Annotated in this window: 17 protein-coding genes; 7 read left to right on the top strand and 10 right to left on the bottom strand. The window is 41.2% G+C overall.

The window, feature by feature from the left end:
• Entirely contained in the window at window positions 1–420 is a 420-nt protein-coding gene (locus IE164_RS11195; RefSeq protein ID WP_189630325.1) for a YkvA family protein, read from the bottom strand.
• 3 nt (window positions 421–423) lie between these two features.
• Window positions 424–945, bottom strand: a complete 522-nt coding sequence (locus IE164_RS11190; protein WP_189630324.1) for a DUF7935 family protein — start codon at window positions 943–945, stop codon at window positions 424–426.
• 82 nt (window positions 946–1,027) lie between these two features.
• Between IE164_RS11190 and IE164_RS11185 the strand changes: the two genes are divergently transcribed.
• From IE164_RS11185 to IE164_RS11160, 6 genes are all read left to right on the top strand, one after another.
• A complete protein-coding gene (locus IE164_RS11185) occupies window positions 1,028–1,354 on the top strand; it encodes a HesB/IscA family protein (protein ID WP_189630323.1) in 327 nt (108 codons plus the stop codon).
• 28 nt (window positions 1,355–1,382) lie between these two features.
• Window positions 1,383–3,071, top strand: coding sequence for a carbamoyltransferase family protein (locus IE164_RS11180; protein WP_189630322.1), 1,689 nt, complete (start codon window positions 1,383–1,385; stop codon window positions 3,069–3,071).
• Between the two features lie 16 nt (window positions 3,072–3,087).
• On the top strand, window positions 3,088–4,008 hold the full coding sequence (locus tag IE164_RS11175) for an ATP-grasp domain-containing protein (RefSeq protein WP_189630321.1): 921 nt from the start codon (window positions 3,088–3,090) through the stop codon (window positions 4,006–4,008).
• A gap of 60 nt (window positions 4,009–4,068) precedes the next feature.
• A complete protein-coding gene (locus IE164_RS11170; RefSeq protein WP_189630320.1) occupies window positions 4,069–4,962 on the top strand; it encodes an NAD(P)/FAD-dependent oxidoreductase in 894 nt (297 codons plus the stop codon).
• Between the two features lie 574 nt (window positions 4,963–5,536).
• Window positions 5,537–6,577, top strand: a complete 1,041-nt coding sequence (locus IE164_RS11165; protein WP_189630319.1) for a 6-bladed beta-propeller — start codon at window positions 5,537–5,539, stop codon at window positions 6,575–6,577.
• Between the two features lie 136 nt (window positions 6,578–6,713).
• A complete protein-coding gene (locus IE164_RS11160; protein WP_189630318.1) occupies window positions 6,714–7,562 on the top strand; it encodes a hypothetical protein in 849 nt (282 codons plus the stop codon).
• Between the two features lie 201 nt (window positions 7,563–7,763).
• Here the strand turns inward: IE164_RS11160 and IE164_RS11155 are convergent, their stop codons facing one another.
• From IE164_RS11155 to IE164_RS11130, 6 genes are all read right to left on the bottom strand, one after another.
• Complete coding sequence (locus tag IE164_RS11155; RefSeq protein WP_189630317.1) at window positions 7,764–8,225, bottom strand: hypothetical protein; 462 nt, start codon at window positions 8,223–8,225, stop codon at window positions 7,764–7,766.
• Window positions 8,218–9,432, bottom strand: a complete 1,215-nt coding sequence (locus IE164_RS11150; protein WP_189630316.1) for a DUF4221 family protein — start codon at window positions 9,430–9,432, stop codon at window positions 8,218–8,220. Before IE164_RS11150 ends, IE164_RS11155 begins: the two co-directional genes overlap by 8 nt.
• Window positions 9,433–10,138: 706 nt before the next feature.
• Window positions 10,139–12,022 carry an IGHMBP2 family helicase gene (locus IE164_RS11145; RefSeq protein ID WP_189630315.1) on the bottom strand — a complete coding sequence of 628 codons (1,884 nt, stop codon included), beginning with the start codon at window positions 12,020–12,022 and terminating at the stop codon, window positions 10,139–10,141.
• A gap of 402 nt (window positions 12,023–12,424) precedes the next feature.
• Complete coding sequence (folB, locus tag IE164_RS11140; RefSeq protein ID WP_189630314.1) at window positions 12,425–12,790, bottom strand: dihydroneopterin aldolase; 366 nt, start codon at window positions 12,788–12,790, stop codon at window positions 12,425–12,427.
• An 83-nt stretch (window positions 12,791–12,873) separates the two neighbouring features.
• Window positions 12,874–13,713, bottom strand: coding sequence for a DivIVA domain-containing protein (locus IE164_RS11135; RefSeq protein ID WP_189630313.1), 840 nt, complete (start codon window positions 13,711–13,713; stop codon window positions 12,874–12,876).
• Entirely contained in the window at window positions 13,710–14,636 is a 927-nt protein-coding gene (locus tag IE164_RS11130; protein WP_189630312.1) for a WD40 repeat domain-containing protein, read from the bottom strand. Before IE164_RS11130 ends, IE164_RS11135 begins: the two co-directional genes overlap by 4 nt.
• Window positions 14,637–14,701: 65 nt before the next feature.
• On the opposite strand from IE164_RS11130, the gene IE164_RS11125 reads away from it, so the two are divergent.
• Window positions 14,702–15,322 carry a 4'-phosphopantetheinyl transferase family protein gene (locus tag IE164_RS11125; RefSeq protein ID WP_189630311.1) on the top strand — a complete coding sequence of 207 codons (621 nt, stop codon included), beginning with the start codon at window positions 14,702–14,704 and terminating at the stop codon, window positions 15,320–15,322.
• On the opposite strand, the gene IE164_RS11120 is transcribed toward IE164_RS11125, so the two are convergent.
• Both IE164_RS11120 and IE164_RS11115 read right to left on the bottom strand, forming a co-directional pair.
• Window positions 15,316–16,182, bottom strand: a complete 867-nt coding sequence (locus tag IE164_RS11120) for a transglutaminase-like domain-containing protein (protein WP_189630310.1) — start codon at window positions 16,180–16,182, stop codon at window positions 15,316–15,318. The two genes, IE164_RS11125 and IE164_RS11120, sit on opposite strands and share 7 nt — an antisense overlap.
• A 2-nt stretch (window positions 16,183–16,184) precedes the next feature.
• Entirely contained in the window at window positions 16,185–17,813 is a 1,629-nt protein-coding gene (locus tag IE164_RS11115) for an acyl-CoA carboxylase subunit beta (protein WP_189630309.1), read from the bottom strand.
• Window positions 17,814–17,861: the final 48 nt, after the last annotated feature.

Raw genomic sequence — 17,861 nt, 5'->3', positions numbered from 1 at the left:
CTAACGAGATAAGTTCAACTTTTCCCATTCTTTATACTTCTCCAAATCATCTTTAAAAGATTTGCCTAACCATACCAATATGGTAGCATCGTCTATAAGGCCAACAATGGGGATAAAATCGGGCAGGGCATCGAGAGGAGCCACAAAATAAAGCAATCCGGCCACTATCATTACAAGAGTTTGCCAGGGTATATGAGGGTAATGCCCATTCACCGAGTTGGAAAGCATTCGTACAATCAGGTGAACGTAGGCCACTACTTTGCCTTTCAGGGTTTCATCATCTTCCAGTGCATCCAGTTTCTTCTGAACCCTCAAAAGCGTTTTTTTCAGAGCCTCAGAATTGCCCACAATTTCAACTGCCTTTTGTTTAAATCGGTCGAAAACCTTTTTTTCTTTTTCGTTGGGTTCCGTTCTGCTCATAGTCTACATCAATTGTCTTGCTTCAGCTTTTATAAATGAAAGACTCTCTGCCACCGGGTCTCGGTTCTCTTTTATCATAAGATCAAAAATAGCTTCCGCCAAATCAATGGCATTGTTTTTTTCGGTCATGGTTTCACCCGCCTTTTGTATGGCAGCAACAATATCATTGATGGAGCCCTTTACCTTTTTCCAGGCATCATCGCTCACATATACCTGTTGCGAAAGGTTGTGATTTACCTCTTCTCTAATTTCTTTTTGCAATAATTGCTGAAACTCAAAAGCCGATATAGAAGGGTCGCTTAATCTAAGCAGCATGTTATTGGGCGATATACGTTCCAGAAGTAGTGCCAGCCGTTCATAGGCCTGAAGACGCAACGGAAGTACCGTTTCAACCGTTTTTGACTTCACTTCGAGCAACTGCTTTTCGAATTGTTTTTGTAAAAAATTGCGTGTCACTAAATACATAGCATACATAACCAATGCTGCCGGAACCAGAATCTTTATTAACTCAGTTATATAGTCCATATCTAAGGCCTGAAACTTTTGGGCTCAATTTAGATTTTAAAATAGTGAGAATCTTAATGCAGGTATTAAGTTTACGCCCGAAATGGAGAAAAATTCTACAATTCCTGCCTTGCAACCGGTTAAACTAACCGAGAAAGCGATAGCTGAGGTAAAAAGCATTATGGAAAACAAAAGCATACCCCAGGGCTACGGGTTGCGCATTGGCGTAAAGGGTGGCATGGGCTGTGCCGGTCTTGGCTACATGCTTGGCTTCGATAAACCCAAAGAGGGTGACATAAGCTACCAGGTTGAGGGCATTGAAATTCACGTAGAGAAGAAACAAACCATGTACCTTATTGGCCTTGAGGTAGATTTCTACGAAGGTAGCGATGCCAGAGGCTTTACTTTTAACTCTCCAAATACCCCTTAATACTAACTTAGTTTTCACACACAATTCGTTGAAAAAAGATATCTACGTTTTAGGCACAGGGCTTTCTCACAATGGTTCATCTGTTCTACTTAAGAATGGCCGCGTATTAGTAGGTATAGAAAAAGAAAGATTAAGCAGAATTAAACATGACGGAGGAAATGACAGCCTCACCACTGAATACTGCCTGAAAGCAGCCGGAATTGGCCTTGATGAAATAGATTTGGTCGTTCAATGCGAAAATTTTGTGATCCCCTCCAAAAATGAGTTTAAAGGCCCTCGGGTTTTCAAGAATTATCCAGACGAGAAGTTTGTCTCCATTTCGCATCATTTGGCCCATGCGTATAGCGTCATAGGCACTTGTCCGTACAAAAAATTCAATGTTTTAGTCATTGATGGTTGCGGGAGTCCATACGACCAATGCAACGATGAAAACCTACCTGATCTGAAAGAACTCAACCTAAACTTTAGTGACGGGCTAATTTGCGAGAAAGACAGTTATTACCACTATGATGGAACAAAGCTTCATACGTTGTTCAAAGATTTCAGTCCCCTGAACACCCAGAAGTCTCCCTGGTTGCCAACCACCAATCATTCCATTGGCGGTTTCTACTCCGCTATTAGCCACTATTGCTTCGGAAACATGGATGATGTAGGCAAGCTTATGGGGCTTGCGCCCTTAGGTAAACCCGAAATTCAGCATGAGGCCTTCTACTTTGAAAAAGGTAGAGTTTTTCTCTCTCCGCAATGGGACCAACCACTTACAACACCCGCTCATCATTGGGAAGGTTTTAAACAGAACAGGCAGCACTATGCCAACATGGCCTTTTGGGCTCAAAGGGAGGTAGAAAGAGCCGTAGAATATATTCTTGAGTCGCGTTTAAAAGGTGAAACTGCAACCCCTCTGGCCTACACAGGAGGAGTTGCGCTCAATGCAGTGGCCAACAGTCGGCTAATCAGAAAAGGAGTGGTAAATCAACTATATATTGAACCTGCTGCTGCAGACAATGGTATTGCCCTTGGTTGCGCTTTCTATGGTTGGCTGGAAATAGTAAAGGGGAAAAGGCAAATTCATGATGGAAGTACCTGCTTCGGCAGCTCTTACTCGTTCTCAGCTTCAAAAGAAACAATTAACACCTTAAAGAATTGCTCCATAAAGGAATTGGACGAAGAAAATCTGCTCGAACAAACCGCTCGTCTTATAGCCGATAATAAGACAGTGGGCTGGTTTCAAGGGGGCTGTGAATTTGGCCCAAGAGCACTAGGGCGAAGATCCATACTCGCCAATCCTTCAAACCGGAGCATGCAAGATCATATCAATAGTCATATCAAATTTCGAGAAGACTTTCGCCCTTTTGCCCCATCCATACTTCCCGAAGAGCTTCACAATCTGTTTCAGGACAAATTAAACAGTCCTTATATGGTTTTAGTCGATAGACCGATCGACTCCGCCATAAATCAATTGGCAGCTGTTATTCATGTCGATGGTAGCTCAAGAACTCAAACCGTAGAAAAAGAATGGAACCCAAGGTTTTATAAGCTCTTGAAAACCTTAAAAAAACATACCGGTGTAGGTGCTGTACTCAACACTTCATTCAACAAAAAAGGACAGCCTATGGTTGAAAAACCTGAAGAAGCGATTGACTTGTTTTTGAATTCAGCAATGGATGCATTGGTCATTGAAAACCACCTTATTTCTAAACAATCTTTCGTTTATTAGCATCTAAATTTATGCCTTGAAAGAGAAATCATTCGACATAGTGGTATTGACAGACAACCGCTATGTGGCCCCAGAAAATCCCGGCTGGTACGTACAAAATATTCTTAAGGAAGATGGTCTTGTGGTAGAAGCACTGCAAAGCAAGGGCTTTAAAGTGACAAGAAAAAGCTGGAGCGACCCAGACTTCGATTGGTACTCTACTAAAGCAGTACTTTTCCGCACCACCTGGGACTATTTCGATCGGTACGAAGAATGGAAAGGCTGGCTCAAAAAAGTGAGTGAAGCCACCGAAATGATCAATCCATACCAATTGATTCAGTGGAATATGGATAAGCACTACCTCAAGGATCTTCAGGTTAAGGGTATAAACATTCCTGAAACTCACTATGTGGAAATTGGAGTGGTGACCAACCTGGCTGCTCTCTTTGCTCAGAAAGAGTGGACAGATTGCATACTGAAACCCTGTATCTCCGGAGCAGCAAGGCACACTTACAGAATCGACCTCTCCAACATTCATGAATACGAGCCCATTTTTCAAAAGCTGATTCAGCAAGAAGCCATGATGCTTCAGCCCTTTCAGAAGAATGTGGTGGAAAAGGGTGAAGTATCGCTAATGGTAATGGGAGGCCAGTTTACCCATGCCGTACTAAAAATTGCTAAACCCGGTGACTTCCGAGTCCAGGACGATTTTGGCGGAACGGTACATGAATATCAACCTACTTTGGAAGAAATTGCCTTTGCCGAAAAAGCAGTGGCCGCCTGCGATCCACAACCCTACTATGCCAGAGTAGACATTATCCGTGATAACAATAATGAATTGGCTGTTATTGAAATGGAGCTTATTGAACCGGAGCTATGGTTTAGACTGAAGCCGGCAGCGGTAGAGGTTTTGGTTGAAGCGATCAGCAAAAAGGTTCAAGCATACCAAGCGAAATAACTAATTGCAACAATGTTGCAATTATAATTTAAGCTACTACCTTTGTCTAAAAGCTAAAGGATGCAAAGATTTGAGGTTATTATTATTGGAGGCAGTTATGCCGGCCTTTCAGCAGCTTTGGCCTTAGGCCGATCGTTGAGAAAAGTGCTGGTGGTTGATAGCAGAAAGCCATGCAATCGCTTTACTCCGCACTCCCAAAATTTCCTTACACATGATGGTCGAAAACCTGCTGAAATCAGTGCAATTGCGAAGGAGCAAGTTCAACAATACAAAACCGTAGAGTTTTTGGACGGCTTGGCATTGAGTGCCGAAAAAGCACCTGAGGGTTTCACTGTAGAAACAGACAAAGGCTCTTTTACCAGCAAGAGGCTTGTACTAGCTGCTGGCATTAAAGACATTCTACCCGATATTCCCGGAGTTGCCGAATGCTGGGGAAAATCGGTCATCCATTGTCCATACTGCCACGGTTATGAGTTTCATGGGCAACCGACAGGTATACTAGCCAATGGCGACAAAGCTTTTCACTATGCACAACTCATCTCAAATCTAACCCAGGAACTCACCATTTTTACCAATGGTAAAATCGATTTGCCTACTGAGCAGCTAACCGCAGTAAAAAGAAACAACATCGCTCTTGTAGAAACAGAAATTGAACGAATAGAGCAAGAGAATGGCCAAATCTCAGCAGTAGTTCTAAAAGACGGCAATACACACCAAATCAATGCACTCTACCATAGTCCGCATTTTGAACAAGGCACCAATATTGCGACAAGTCTGGGCTGTGAAATTACGGAACAGGGTCTAATCAAAGTAGATCAAAAGCAAATGACCTCCGTACCAGGCGTTTATGCATGTGGCGATGCTTCTAACATGAGAGCCGTATCGGTAGCCGTATCTTCTGGCACTGTGGCAGGTGCTGTTATTAATTTCGATTTGATTCAGGAGAGCTTCTAGAAACATTAATACAAAAACTCAAAAGCGCTTTTATAGCCTCCCGTTTTCTGGGCGTAGTCCAGTACCGCATTGTAGAAGTTGTCTTTACTCAAGAAATATTTTAGTAATAAAGCATCACCTATAGATGAAGACCATACATCAACTTCTATTATTTTAGAACCGCTTCTCTTAGTTTTTCCTAAAAAAACAGATAAATTAGACTAACGTGTTAAATCAATAGTACTTACAAAGTCCTTGAGTGACACTAGAGTTAATTGGTTTAGGCGGCTTAATTAAGGTACACTAATGTAAGTGCCAGCAATTCTCTGCTGATGGAATGCTTTACTAAGCAACTTGTCTGTCAGGGTTTGTTACACCTTCCTTTTATATGATGACCTTAACTCCATTTATCACTTCTTCATTTGCGTGAGATAGAGCAATATGTGAACCCTATGTCAAATATGTTCCACAAAAAACTGAATGTAGTCCGGCCGAATGGTATAGCATAAGGCATTTGACCGGGGATTGAAAGGTGAGCTGCAGCCCAGTCGGCTCTGTATATGAGGGGCTTGTTTCATTTACAAAAAGAATCAATATGTTAACATTTAAAACTCAAGATACCTCGGAATGGATAAAACAGATGTACTATAAGTTTCTCTTATTGTTGTTATGGACTCCTTTCGTTTCATGTTCTGAAGAAAAACCAATTCCAATAACAGAGGCTAAGCTGATTACGGAACTCTACGAGCTAAACGACTCAATACTCTTCGGTCAAATAGGGGATATTGAACTGCATGATGAATTCATGTTTTTTAGCGACAAAAACTCAAACCGAGTGTTTGTCCTCGACAGTAACTTTCAATTCTTAAGGACAATCGGTGAGGCTGGATCCGGACCAAACGAAATAAAGGGTATAAAAAATATTGCAATGGCCGATTCAACCTTATTTGTGCAGGATCTTTGGGGCGGCAAACTATTGAACTATTCATTGAATGGCGATCTACTGAAAACCATAAACATTAAGCTTAACTCCGGAGACTTTGATGTGTTAGGCTCTGATATAATTGGCAAAGTCATTGGCCAGCATGAATTACCATTTACAAAGTACTCTATAACCAATAGCAAGAGAGATTTTGGCAAACCCTTGATTAAGGAAGATGGATTTCCCGATATGCACGTCCGAGTAATTGAACAAAAAATAGTTACTGCTAATCTGTTGAACCGATTGAATGTGGACATCTATGATGATCAAGGAATTCTACTTGGCGAAAACTCTTTAGACCATATTCCGGTGGTTCAAGATTGGCTGGCTGGACTTGATATAGAAGGAAAGATAAATGCCAGCACTGCAAATACCGCATACGCTCAAACCACATTCTATGACATTGATATTGTTGACAACCACATCTTTTTTTCTTTGCCTCCCTTAGGTTCAAAGAATGGCGTAAAGAAGAACTTTATTATTGAGGCCATTCTGGATAAAAACAATAAAATTACAGTGACAAGAAAGATATTTTTTGAAGGATATTTTGCCTTCAACTGCTTTTCCATCACTGCTGATCTTAAATACTTAATAGGGTTCAATTCTTCCAATGGGTCAATAGTCAAGTATCACATATCGAGTAAGGAAAATTAAGCCATTTAAAATTTGTACTCTTTTTCCCCAGTACAAAAGAGCCGAAAACACAGGATATAAGTTGTCATATACCATTAGCTAATGTCCCGCATGAAAAAGAACACATCACAGAACTTCTAAAAGAAAACACATTCAAATGATCCATATTTATTTAAGTCTTGTTATTGGCCTCTTATTGGTGAATGACCCTCACAAAATAAACCTGAAAAACGATCGCCAGTTGATTGTCATCGAAAAATCAATCCGACTAGTAGCAAACTCAGGAGAAACTATTCACATCTTATCTTTCAACACTAAAGTTCAAAACTACCTCCTTATTGAAGAATCTCTTTTAATACTGAATACCCGAAACCAAAGCCACAAAATCGAAATCTCAGATAGTGCACTTAAAGTTATTGAGTCCAGAACGCCCGATTTTGAGCTACCGAACCGAAAGAAATGGGTATACCTTCACCATAAACAAAAAGAATTTCTGTTAGAAGAAACTGAGAATGACGTCAGAATTAAACACAAGTTTGACTCAACCAGATACTTCTCCATGGGTCACTTTATTAACAAGTCCTCAGAAAACAAAACGCATTCTAACAACATGGCTTACGATCTTAAAAATGACATCCTTATTATTCAGATAAGTAATTCAGACAGGTTCTTTCACCTTTCTCTTAAAGAGTATGATTCAAGTTTAAGTTCGTTGAATGTACATTTAGGAACTAAACCAAGTTATGCCTATTGGTACTTTGATATACACACAGAAACACTAGCCTGTATTGTGGAGTTTGAAAACAAAAGAAAGAATAGGTTTGAGGCTTTTTTATTAAAAGACGGGATACCAAAGCCTCAAAAGGCCAGAGATGGTTCAAAAAGTATCTCACAAACATGGTATGACTTAGGTTACTTTATCGGATATCTGGACGTTCTCCCAGAAGAATACCATAAGTCTCAGTTTCTGAGGGAGAATGAGGTTTTAAAACCCAAAAAGAAGTGAGAACCAGTTAAGAATATTTTGGCCCTCAATAAACTCAAAAGCACCTATATAGCCCTAATCTGCAATAAGGACTAGTGACTATTGCGTTTCTAGCTCAGGCCCTAGGTTTCAATACAAAAACTCAAAAGCGCTTGTGGCCTTCCCTTTTTTGTAGCCTAGCCTGAAAATTAATGAAAAGGCGGGGTTTCAAATATCTTCGTCTTATTCATTTATGTGTAACTCGAGTGATGCAATGCTATTAGGTGAATATGGACTAACCGTGTCGGATTTAGTAATTCTACCTCCTTCTATATGATAAATTATTGGATATGGGGTGATGACACCATTGGTATAGAAGATATTTTCAGTATCTAAATGCACATTAAAAGATTCAATTACATCTTTTCCCAATTTTGATGTAATGTTTTTGACGGAAGTAAAGTTCGTTAGAATGTAAATAACTTCGGGTGACTCTAAATTCAGCACCATAAAACTTTCTGCCGAGGTGGTACATCCCGGGCAACCAGCATTAGGAATCAAAAACACTCTTGAAATATTTGGTTCGAGAATAATGCCCATGTCATCTAAAGATTGAATGACATTCCGGTTTGATGAATTGGAGCAAGAAATAAGAAGGCAAATTGAAAATGTTACAATTAGATATATGCTTACCTTTTTAGTCATTTTTAATGAATTTAATAATGTCAAAATGTAATGAATCTTCAATCGAAAACTTGCCCACGTTGATGTGAACACCTTTTTCATTTATAAATGTTGGATTAGAGAAGTACTTAAAATCACGACTCAATTTCACTTCACCAATTCTACTTTTAGTAGAGTCGAGCATAACAACGTTCAAGTTTTGATTTCTACTTCTAATTGGGTGCTTGGAGTCAAAATCATCTTCATTCATCTTCACATTAATAAACCTGAGCCATAGTTTGTTATACGGGTCGTAATAAACACTGTAATAGGTGCTTTGTGTTTGGAAGACTTTTAGCTCCTGAAAAGGATCGCTTGGCAGGTACCTATCTTTTTCGGATAGTGGCCGAATTTTATCAATTTGATTTGAGCTAGCATTAAAATTACTCAGTTCACCAGCCTGATTGAAAAAGTAAAGGTTCCTATCTATTGGAAAACTTAGCGAGATCTCACCAGTTTTCGAATCATAAGCATTCCACATAAAGTGAAATTGGATACCCCAAACCCCCGTACCCACATAAGTACTAGGATAGGATAAGATTCTTTCCGTATTTCCTGTCTCTAAGTCTAACTTTAGTAATAAGCTGTTAGGGTATTCTGTGTTATTGTAGTATTCTTTTTGATGACCCCATGCATTGATATAATAATTGTTCTTGTATAAGAACATAGGCATATCATTTGAGAAGGAGCTTGAAGGCACGAGTCCTTTTGAATTACTAAGGTCATATCTTCTTTTAATAGTTTTAGTAGTATCACTCAGGTAAAGTCTAAGAGAATTTTGAGAATGAATAAATAGACTATCAAAATTGTGAAAATGAAAGCCTTCAATTCTGCCAACAGAGTTCGGACCCTGAATAGGGAATGATAATATTTTTAAAATGGATTCACTATCATAGTCATATATGTAAATGGAATTCGAATTGGTATTTAATAGTCCCAAATAACCGTTATTCTCAACTTCAAAGTACTCTATGAGTGAAGTTGAGCTTGTTATGGAATCCAGAGGGAAACTTTTAGTTCCTACAACCTGAACTTCAATATTGTCATCACCGATATAAGTCAGTTCCTCTGTGTTCTTGTTATCACAGCAGATAAGGAAAAACAAAGATATTGTTGCTATAAGTAATTGGTTCTTCATGAAAGTTTTCGTGACTATTAAATAATAATGAAGGGCTTCTATGCCCTTCATTCGAATTGACTTGCGTTATATCGGGACTACTGAATTATTGCCCGGCCTCTTCCTCTACTTCTCCAGTGGGAACGAAACAGTGCTTATCTTCTTCTCTGGCTTTACACTTGTATTCTCCTCCACTCAAAAAACACCTTCCATCTGTGCCCTCTGCAGTTGTTAAGGTGCAGTCTGCATTTGAAAGATTAGGAACTAGGAAGAAGCCAATTAATACGATAAAAGTTATGATTTTTTCATTCTGATTATGTAAAATCAACCTTACTCTCTCCAGGGTTTTCGGTAACCCCCATTTTGTTGCTCCTCAGAGCAGTAGCAAACACGGTAAGGATTAAGAGAATTCGAATTCTGGTAATCAGTATTGTGTGCTTTTGTTCGGGCACCAAACGGCAGGATGAACTTCCTTCTTTCTTCTTCCGGAATTGAAAGTAACGAAAGGTATGTTGTTTTTTTTAATTCACCTAATTATTTTTTTTTATAGTCAAATAATTCAACATTAATTATTTCAATCGCATGATAAGAATGCTATTTCTATAGATATTCGTTAGCTTGAAATTCGTACTTACTTTGAGTCTTACGCAAGCTCAGCGTCCTTTTAGGATTGTAATCATCTTTTGGTACCGGCCATTATTGGTGTGGCCTTTACTCACTAACTAGTCTTCGTTTGTAACGAGGACTTATGGATATCGCGTTTCCAACGTAAAAGCAATCAATACAAAAACTCAAAAGCGCTTTTATATCCTCCCGTTTTCTGGGCGTAGTCCAGTACCGCATTGTAGAAGTTGTCTTTACCAAGAGTTCCTGAATCACCAATAATCACCAACTGATTTCTGGCACGAGTCATGGCCACATTCATTCTTCGGTACTCTTTGAGAAACCCAATTTCACTTTTATCATTAGACCGGGTTAAGCTGATATAGATGATATCTCTCTCCTGCCCCTGAAACGCATCGACTGAATTGATGGTAATGTTCTCCCGTACCTCATCAAAAGCAGGGTTGTCCTTTATTAAGTCATGCAAAACCTCTACCTGGGCTTTGTATGGAGCAATGATGCCAATGGAAGTATCCGGTAAGATGTTGTCACCTAAATGTTTGACCAACAAAGCGGCCTCTTCTTCATTGTATGTACTAAGGGTCTGCTTTTTCACCTTTTCGGTGAATCCTGCTCCGGCAGTATCTATAAACACAAAGTGCTCCAACTCCATTGCATAGGTGCGCTCCAGTACCTCACTGGCCGTTTTGAGTTTTCCTTCATAGAAGTAATCGCTGGAAAACCTCATAATATCCGGGTGCATTCGATACTGCGTTTGCAGCATAACAGTAGCTTCAGGTAATCCTATTGCCTTCTCAAACAGAGTGTTCTCTAGTCCCTCCTTTGCTGCCTTTATCGACTTGACGGTGGGCGGTAGCTGCTGGTGATCTCCTGCCATTACTACACGATAGGCCTTGCGAATGGCAATCCATGCCGCAGGCTCAAGCGCTTGGGAAGCCTCATCTATAAAAACGGTTTTGAAGACACGATCATTGACCAGCGAATGGGTTGAACCGACCAAAGTACAGGCTATGACTTGCGCCCTATCCATGAGATCTTCGGTAATGTGCTGCTCAATTCTATCGGCATCTTCTTTGAGCATTTTAGCTTCTTTCCTAAGCAGATTGCGCTGCATACGCTCCTCATGGCCGAAGTTTCTTTTATACTTGCCGGCCATTCTCCGATACTCCTCCGAGCGCTTTCTTATCTCGCGAAGCTCCTTAAAATAAGCATGGTTAGCTATTTTGACATCCAGACTATTTTCGATTACCTCCGGAGTAAGGCGAGCCGGGTGGCCGAGCCGCAGCACTTCTATTCCAAGTACATCTAGCTTTTCAACCAGCAGGTCTACTGCCGCGTTGCTTTGGGCACAAACCAGCACCTGTCGCTCGGTTTTTACCACTTCTTTAATGGCATTGACAAGGGTGGTGGTTTTGCCTGTGCCTGGTGGGCCGTGAATTATCGCCACATCTCTGGCATTAAAAACCTTAGTGAGTGCCTGATTCTGACTTTCATTAAGGTTGACTGACTGAAAATCATATCCGCTTTTAAAGGCCGGCCGGTTAGCCCCGTAAACTATCTCTCGCAACTCAGCCAGCCGTCCGTTTTCTGCCTTCAGCACTTCCATAAGTGCTTTGTGCATTTCGCGGTAGCTGCCTTCATCGAAGAGCAGGTTCACTCCCAGCTTTCCATCGCCAATCCAATCGGGCAAATCGTCATCGTTAATGACAATCCTCATTTTGTTATCCCGAATAAAGCTGATAACCCCTTGAGTAGTGCTATCCCTTTCATCTTGCCCTAGAAACAAACTGACCACCGCTCCCGACTGAAAGGCGTGATTTTGCTCTAGGTGTGAAGTACGTTCCAATTCAACGGTCCAGCGCTCACCGGTACTTATGAAATGATTGGCCTTTACCACCGGATACCAGGTAACCCCTTGTCTTCTTCTTTCTTCAAGAGAAGTGTTCAGCATCTTTTGTTGATACTGAGCATAGTCTTCGTCCTTCTCTATTTTCAGAAGATCAATAAGCTTGGATATTTCGGCCTGAGCTGGAGTCATTTCTTAGAAAGGCCGCAAGATGGCGGATTGTTTTTAAAAATGCTGTTCAAAACTTAATAGGGTTACTTATTTAAGTCGCAAGAAGTATATTTCTGAACCTTGCCTCCGTTTGTGCCCTCACAAATGGCTGTTAAATCACGTTGTGAGGACACAGCTTGTGGCTAGTATACTGGATCTAACAAATGCGATCTAAATGAGTAACCCTAAAACTTAATTATGAAAGTCATGATTAAGCGGGATAGATATCTCCGTCAAGTCGGGACAAAAACCTTTTTAGGTTGAACAAACCCCAAATTTCAATTGGATCATCATCACCGACCTGATCGGGAGTCTCAATTGTTTTGAAAAGGGTTTGGGGATTCTTCCCGATTTTTTTCGGGACGGGAATGACAAAATCACGGACTATTTACGTGCCCGGATCATCGTTATCTTGGATTGCTCAATTTTAGCATCAATAGGCGGATTTTTCTTGGCTACAGACACCTTCACTTCTGAAGCTGTTGGAAACTGCTCGAAGCATTTTTCAATAATTCTGCCGGCCACGCGCTCCAATAGCTTGGTTGGGATTTCCATTTCGGCTTTCACTAGCGCATGCAGTTCTTCGTAGTTGACGGTACCGGAAAGTTCATCGGTTTCAGCGGCCTTTTCGAAAGAAGTAGTGAGGGCAACATCCACCACAAAATAATTGCCTTTTTCTCTCTCCTCTTCATAAAAACCATGAAAGGCATAGAACTCCATGCCTTCCAGTGCAACGATATCTTTGTTCATCGATTCGTTTAAATATTGGAATGAATATCCTCACTCATTCGACAGTGAATACACCATCTATGCTATGAAGTGAGCTAATTGAATCAATCAAACTGATCGAAAAAAGAACCTTTCTCTTTCTTCTCAGTGGTTTCTTCAACCATTTGTTCTTCTTTAGGTGTTTTGGCTTTGGGCTCTTCTTCCACCTTTTCCTCTTTTTGAGTTTCGGCTTCCGGGGCCTCATCAATGGCCTCTACCATAGCAATGGTTTCCTCATCGTCAGAATCTTCCACCATTTCATCAATGCTGGCCTCTGCTTCTTTTTTCTCGTTGTGGGCGATGATTTTATTCACATCTACGGGAGCCACATTGTCATTGACCTCCCTTGCTAACTCCTTTGCTTTTTTGAGGTGGGGTTTAATGTCGGCCGGAAAATCTTCGTGTCGGCTGAGTTTTGAAAGAATATCTTCAGCCAGCATTTTCAAATCGCTCATTAAAGACGATTTGTTGGCATCCAAGCTTCTGAACACCTGCTCTAACTGACGAATCTCATCTTCCATATCGTCCACAATCATACGCGCCTTATCTTCAGCATCTTCGATAATCGACTTGGCTCTGGATTTAGCCTCACTCATCAGGGCATCGGCCTTCATCTCTGTCTCGCGCATGTGCAGCTCGGCAGTCCTTGTGGCTTGCTCAATCATATTGGCCCCGGTATCTTCTGCTGTTTTCAACGTTTTGAAAAGCGAGTTTTCTACTTCACGTAGTTTTTTCACTTCTTCTTGCGCTGCTTCCAACTTAAATTTCAACTCCTTATTCAGGTCGTTGAGCTTCTCCCACTCCAGGGAAAGCGAATTCAAAAAGGCTTTGACTTCGTCTTTGTCATAACCTCTAAAGTTCTTTTCGAACTCCTTTTGTCTAATTTCTAATGGTGTAATATTCATTCCTCAGAAAGATTAAAATTAATACTCCAAACGGATATACTCCGATCGTCACTTGCCGATACCAATAGGTTGTTGAAGTTTGACCAAAGCACTTTGTTGACTGAGGTGCCATGCCCTGCGTGCCTTGCCTTATCGATTACTTTAAGGAGTTGGTAAGTCGCGGCATCCCAGACCTTTATCGACTTATCCATGCTACAAGTTACAAAATGTTTGCCATCAGCACTAAAAACCAGGTGGTTAATTGCATACATATGAGCCACTATGGCTTGTTTGAGCTCATAGCTTTGGTTCACCTCCCAAATCTTCAGGTGGGCATCTCTGCTACCACTGATTAAGTAACGCTCATCGGGTGAATATTGTACGGTAAAAACCGAAATTTTATGAGCTTCAAACTCTTTTTTCTTACTGAATGTCTGCAGGTTATAAATTCGAATATAATTATCGCTAAACCCAACTGCCAACTCATTGTTTTTCGGACTAATGGCGATACATCTGGCACTTTTGTCGGAAGCTTTAATAACCCGTAAGGTTTGAAGTGTGGCAATATCCAGCACATGAACCTCTCCGTTGCCCAATGCACAGAAAATATGATCGTTCATTACCTTTATATCGAAAATAGCCGCATTACCCAATTTAATTGACCCCTTCTCTTTCTTTTCGGTAAGATCGATAATATGAATGCCATCGAAGTTTTGGCCTACAATGAGTGCATTGCGTTGGGAATAATAACAAAGGGCATATACAGAATTGGGCACTTTAGCTACCATCTTTGCCTGTTCGAGGTTGGTAAGGTCCCACTGGGCTACTACACCATCGCCACCCGAAGAAAAGAACACATGTGGTTGGGGCCCTGGTGCTAAGGCGTAAACACAATCCTGATGGGCAGCAAGAGTATTTACTTTAGCGACTTGAATTTTAGACATATCTTTGGCCTTTGAATTATCCGTTGCAAAGCTAAGCAGCCGCCAACCAAAAACTTAGAAAGCAGATGCCTATTATTAAAAAAGGTGAAGTAGAAGAAAGTGTTCATTTTGCCATTTGGCAAATTGAAGAGGAGGCCGACACTCTGCAGGAGTTTTTGAACCTGACCATTCAGGATGAGGAGCTAAACAGTATAAAAGTAGAATCGCGCAGAATCGAATCGCTGGCCGCACGCTGTGCGTTGCGGGTTCTACTAGAGCCGTTTGGCGATTTCGAGATTTATAAGGATAAGTTTGGCAAACCTCATTTGGTAGACGAGAGCATAGGGCTATCTATTTCGCACGCTAAGGGTTATGCTGCCGCAGCTATAAACCTCAATGGCCCCATAGGTATTGATATTGAACATGAGCGTGAGCAGGTGCTCAAAATCGCTCATAAGTTTGTTCATTCCAGCGAACGCAAATGGGTAGATGGAGATATTAATCGCCTAACCCGGGTATGGAGTGCCAAAGAGGCTTTGTACAAATTGCACGGCCGAACTCAGTTAATCTTTGCAGAACAACTCATCACTAAGAACCTGGACAGGCCCTACGGTGAAGGAAAAATTATTGAGAGAGATGAGGGAGTATCTCTATACAAGCTTTTTCTGCCGGCAGACACTCCCTTAACCACGGTTATTGCTTACTGATTTTCTTTGCTGGCTTCTATAATGGAGAGCATCTGCTGCACTTCATTGACCTTGTCATTATTACCCAGTTTTTCATGAGCATTCATGAGATTGCGTAACACTCTGGCAATAATGTCCAGATTAGTGCAAGGCTCATAGAATTTTTCGTTCGGAGGCAACCTCAGGTTAGTGATGTACTCATCAATTTCTTTTTTAGAAAACACCAAGCCTCTGTTAAAGGCATTGATGTAGAACTGCACATCGCCTTGCTTGAAAGTCATTACAAACAAATTGGGCAGATTGACTCCATAAATTGGCATTTTTAGCTTTTGAGCAACCAACATATAGATTATGCAAAGCGATATTGGATTACCTTTTCGGGTTTGCAATACCACATTGAGCATGGAGTTTCCTGGCGAATGAAAGTTCTTAGTGTTTGCTCCAAACTTCAGCTTATTGAACATTACCGAGTTGAGCAGCTTTACCTGATCTACAGGGTGTAAATCCGTCTTAAACTCTAACCAGGCGTCATAATAAATTTGTTCTACTTCTTTACTGAGTTGCTCTAATTCCAGATCGGGGTACTGATAGGTATTTATCAGCCACATGCCTTCCAATAAGTCGTGGTTTCCCTGAACCTTCCAGGCATAGAGCTTTTCTTTTGTTAACTCAAACTGCAGGTTGTGCACCAACTCTTCTATGCGCTTTTGCACCACCGGGTTAAAGCTATTTTCCCATTCAAACTCCAGGTAAGGAATAATGTAGGTTCCCAAGGCCATGATTCTATTCTCTACATGCTGAACCACCTCCACATCGTCATCGTCTAACAATGACACCAATGCCTTGAGCTCACTATTATTTAAATGATTTGTCTCTTCCATACTTATGTCTGAATCACTCCTACATTAAATGCTTCTTTAATGGGGGCATGATTAGCAGCTTCTATTCCTTTAGATATAATTTTTCGGGTGTCTTTGGGGTCAATAATACCGTCTACCCACAAACGGGCGGCAGCGTAATATGGGCTCATTTGCTCATCATAGCTAGCCTTTATTTCATCGAGTAGTTTCTTTTCTTCCTCCTCACTTATCTCTTTACCTTGGGCTTTTAGTGTAGATACTTTTATCTGAAGCAAGGTTTTGGCCGCAGAAGCTCCACTCATTACCGCTATTTGTGCGGTCGGCCAGGCATAAATGAGGCGTGGATCATAGGCTTTGCCACACATGGCATAGTTGCCTGCTCCAAATGAATTGCCTGTAATAATGGTGAACTTAGGTACTACCGAATTAGCCATTGCATTGACCATTTTAGCGCCATCTTTGATAATACCACCGTGTTCGGCACGGCTGCCTACCATAAATCCGCTTACATCCTGCAGGAACACCAAAGGAATTTTCCGCTGGTTGCAATTCATTATAAATCGAGCGGCCTTATCGGCAGAGTCAGAGTAAATCACTCCTCCCATTTGCATTTCGCCTTTTCTCGACTTAACCACAACCCGCTGATTGGCTACAATTCCAACAGCCCAACCATCAACTCGGGCATAGCCACATACTATGGTTTGGCCATACTTCTCTTTGTATTCATCGAACTCCGAGCCATCTACCAGACGAGTTATAATTTCGCGCACATCGTATGGCTTCACCCTGTCTTGAGGCATTATTCCATAGAGTTCATTGGGATCTTTCTCCGGCAGTCGGGGTTCCTTTCTGTCGAAACCGACCTTTTCAAATTCCCCAATTTTATCGAAAATGGATTTTATGTAGTCCAAACAGGCCTCATCATTAGGAAACTTGTTATCGGTTACTCCCGAAATCTCACTTTGGGTGGTTGCTCCTCCGAGAGTTTCATTATCAATATCTTCGCCAATGGCGGCCTTTACCAGATAAGAGCCTGCCAGGAATATGGAGCCTGTTTTATCTACAATAGCTGCCTCATCGCTCATAATGGGCAAATAGGCTCCTCCGGCCACGCAACTTCCCATAATGGCAGCTACCTGAATAATTCCCATAGAAGACATCCGGGCGTTGTTTCTAAATTGCCTGCCAAAGTGTTCTTTATCGGGGAAAATTTCATCTTGCATGGGAAGAAAAACACCTGCACTATCGACCAGATAAATAATGGGCAACCGGTTTTCCATGGCTACCTCCTGAGCCCTCAGATTCTTTTTGGCAGTTATTGGAAACCAGGCTCCTGCTTTTACAGTGGCATCATTGGCCACAATAACACATTGACGTCCACTAACCCTTCCTATTCCTGTGACCACTCCACCTGAGGGGCATCCGCCAACTTCGGTATACATGCCGTCTCCGGCAAAAGCTCCTATTTCAATAAAATCATCAGAATCGTCAACAAGGTAGTCGATACGCTCTCGGGCAGTAAGCTTTCCTTTATCGTGCTGTGCTTTTATCTTTTTCTCTCCTCCGCCAAGTTTAACTTTCTTCAGTTTGGTATTTAACTGAAAAAGCAGCTGACGCATGCTGTCGTCATTTTTATTGAATTCTAAATCCATTTCCTTTAAGTGAGTTGCTCAATTTCTATTACGGTTTACAGGCTAAAA

The organism is Roseivirga thermotolerans (assembly GCF_014653175.1).
Taxonomy (GTDB): Bacteria; Bacteroidota; Bacteroidia; order Cytophagales; family Cyclobacteriaceae; genus Roseivirga; species Roseivirga thermotolerans.
Note: the sequence above shows the minus strand (reverse complement) of the source record. Positions and strands in the feature narration are given on the sequence as shown.

Bases quoted from the DNA above. Each gene is read 5' to 3' on its own strand.
- IE164_RS11160 (WP_189630318.1), top strand. From the start codon at position 6,714: ATGATCCATATTTATTTAAGTCTTGTTATTGGCCTCTTATTGGTGAAT.
- IE164_RS11130 (WP_189630312.1), bottom strand. From the start codon at position 14,636: ATGTCTAAAATTCAAGTCGCTAAAGTAAATACTCTTGCTGCCCATCAG.
- IE164_RS11165 (WP_189630319.1), top strand. From the start codon at position 5,537: ATGTTAACATTTAAAACTCAAGATACCTCGGAATGGATAAAACAGATG.
- IE164_RS11150 (WP_189630316.1), bottom strand. From the start codon at position 9,432: ATGAAGGGCATAGAAGCCCTTCATTATTATTTAATAGTCACGAAAACT.
- IE164_RS11170 (WP_189630320.1), top strand. From the start codon at position 4,069: ATGCAAAGATTTGAGGTTATTATTATTGGAGGCAGTTATGCCGGCCTT.
- IE164_RS11185 (WP_189630323.1), top strand. From the start codon at position 1,028: ATGGAGAAAAATTCTACAATTCCTGCCTTGCAACCGGTTAAACTAACC.
- IE164_RS11125 (WP_189630311.1), top strand. From the start codon at position 14,702: ATGCCTATTATTAAAAAAGGTGAAGTAGAAGAAAGTGTTCATTTTGCC.
- IE164_RS11120 (WP_189630310.1), bottom strand. From the start codon at position 16,182: ATGGAAGAGACAAATCATTTAAATAATAGTGAGCTCAAGGCATTGGTG.
- IE164_RS11145 (WP_189630315.1), bottom strand. From the start codon at position 12,022: ATGACTCCAGCTCAGGCCGAAATATCCAAGCTTATTGATCTTCTGAAA.
- IE164_RS11115 (WP_189630309.1), bottom strand. From the start codon at position 17,813: ATGGATTTAGAATTCAATAAAAATGACGACAGCATGCGTCAGCTGCTT.
- folB (WP_189630314.1), bottom strand. From the start codon at position 12,790: ATGAACAAAGATATCGTTGCACTGGAAGGCATGGAGTTCTATGCCTTT.
- IE164_RS11195 (WP_189630325.1), bottom strand. From the start codon at position 420: ATGAGCAGAACGGAACCCAACGAAAAAGAAAAAAAGGTTTTCGACCGA.
- IE164_RS11135 (WP_189630313.1), bottom strand. From the start codon at position 13,713: ATGAATATTACACCATTAGAAATTAGACAAAAGGAGTTCGAAAAGAAC.
- IE164_RS11190 (WP_189630324.1), bottom strand. From the start codon at position 945: ATGGACTATATAACTGAGTTAATAAAGATTCTGGTTCCGGCAGCATTG.
- IE164_RS11155 (WP_189630317.1), bottom strand. From the start codon at position 8,225: ATGACTAAAAAGGTAAGCATATATCTAATTGTAACATTTTCAATTTGC.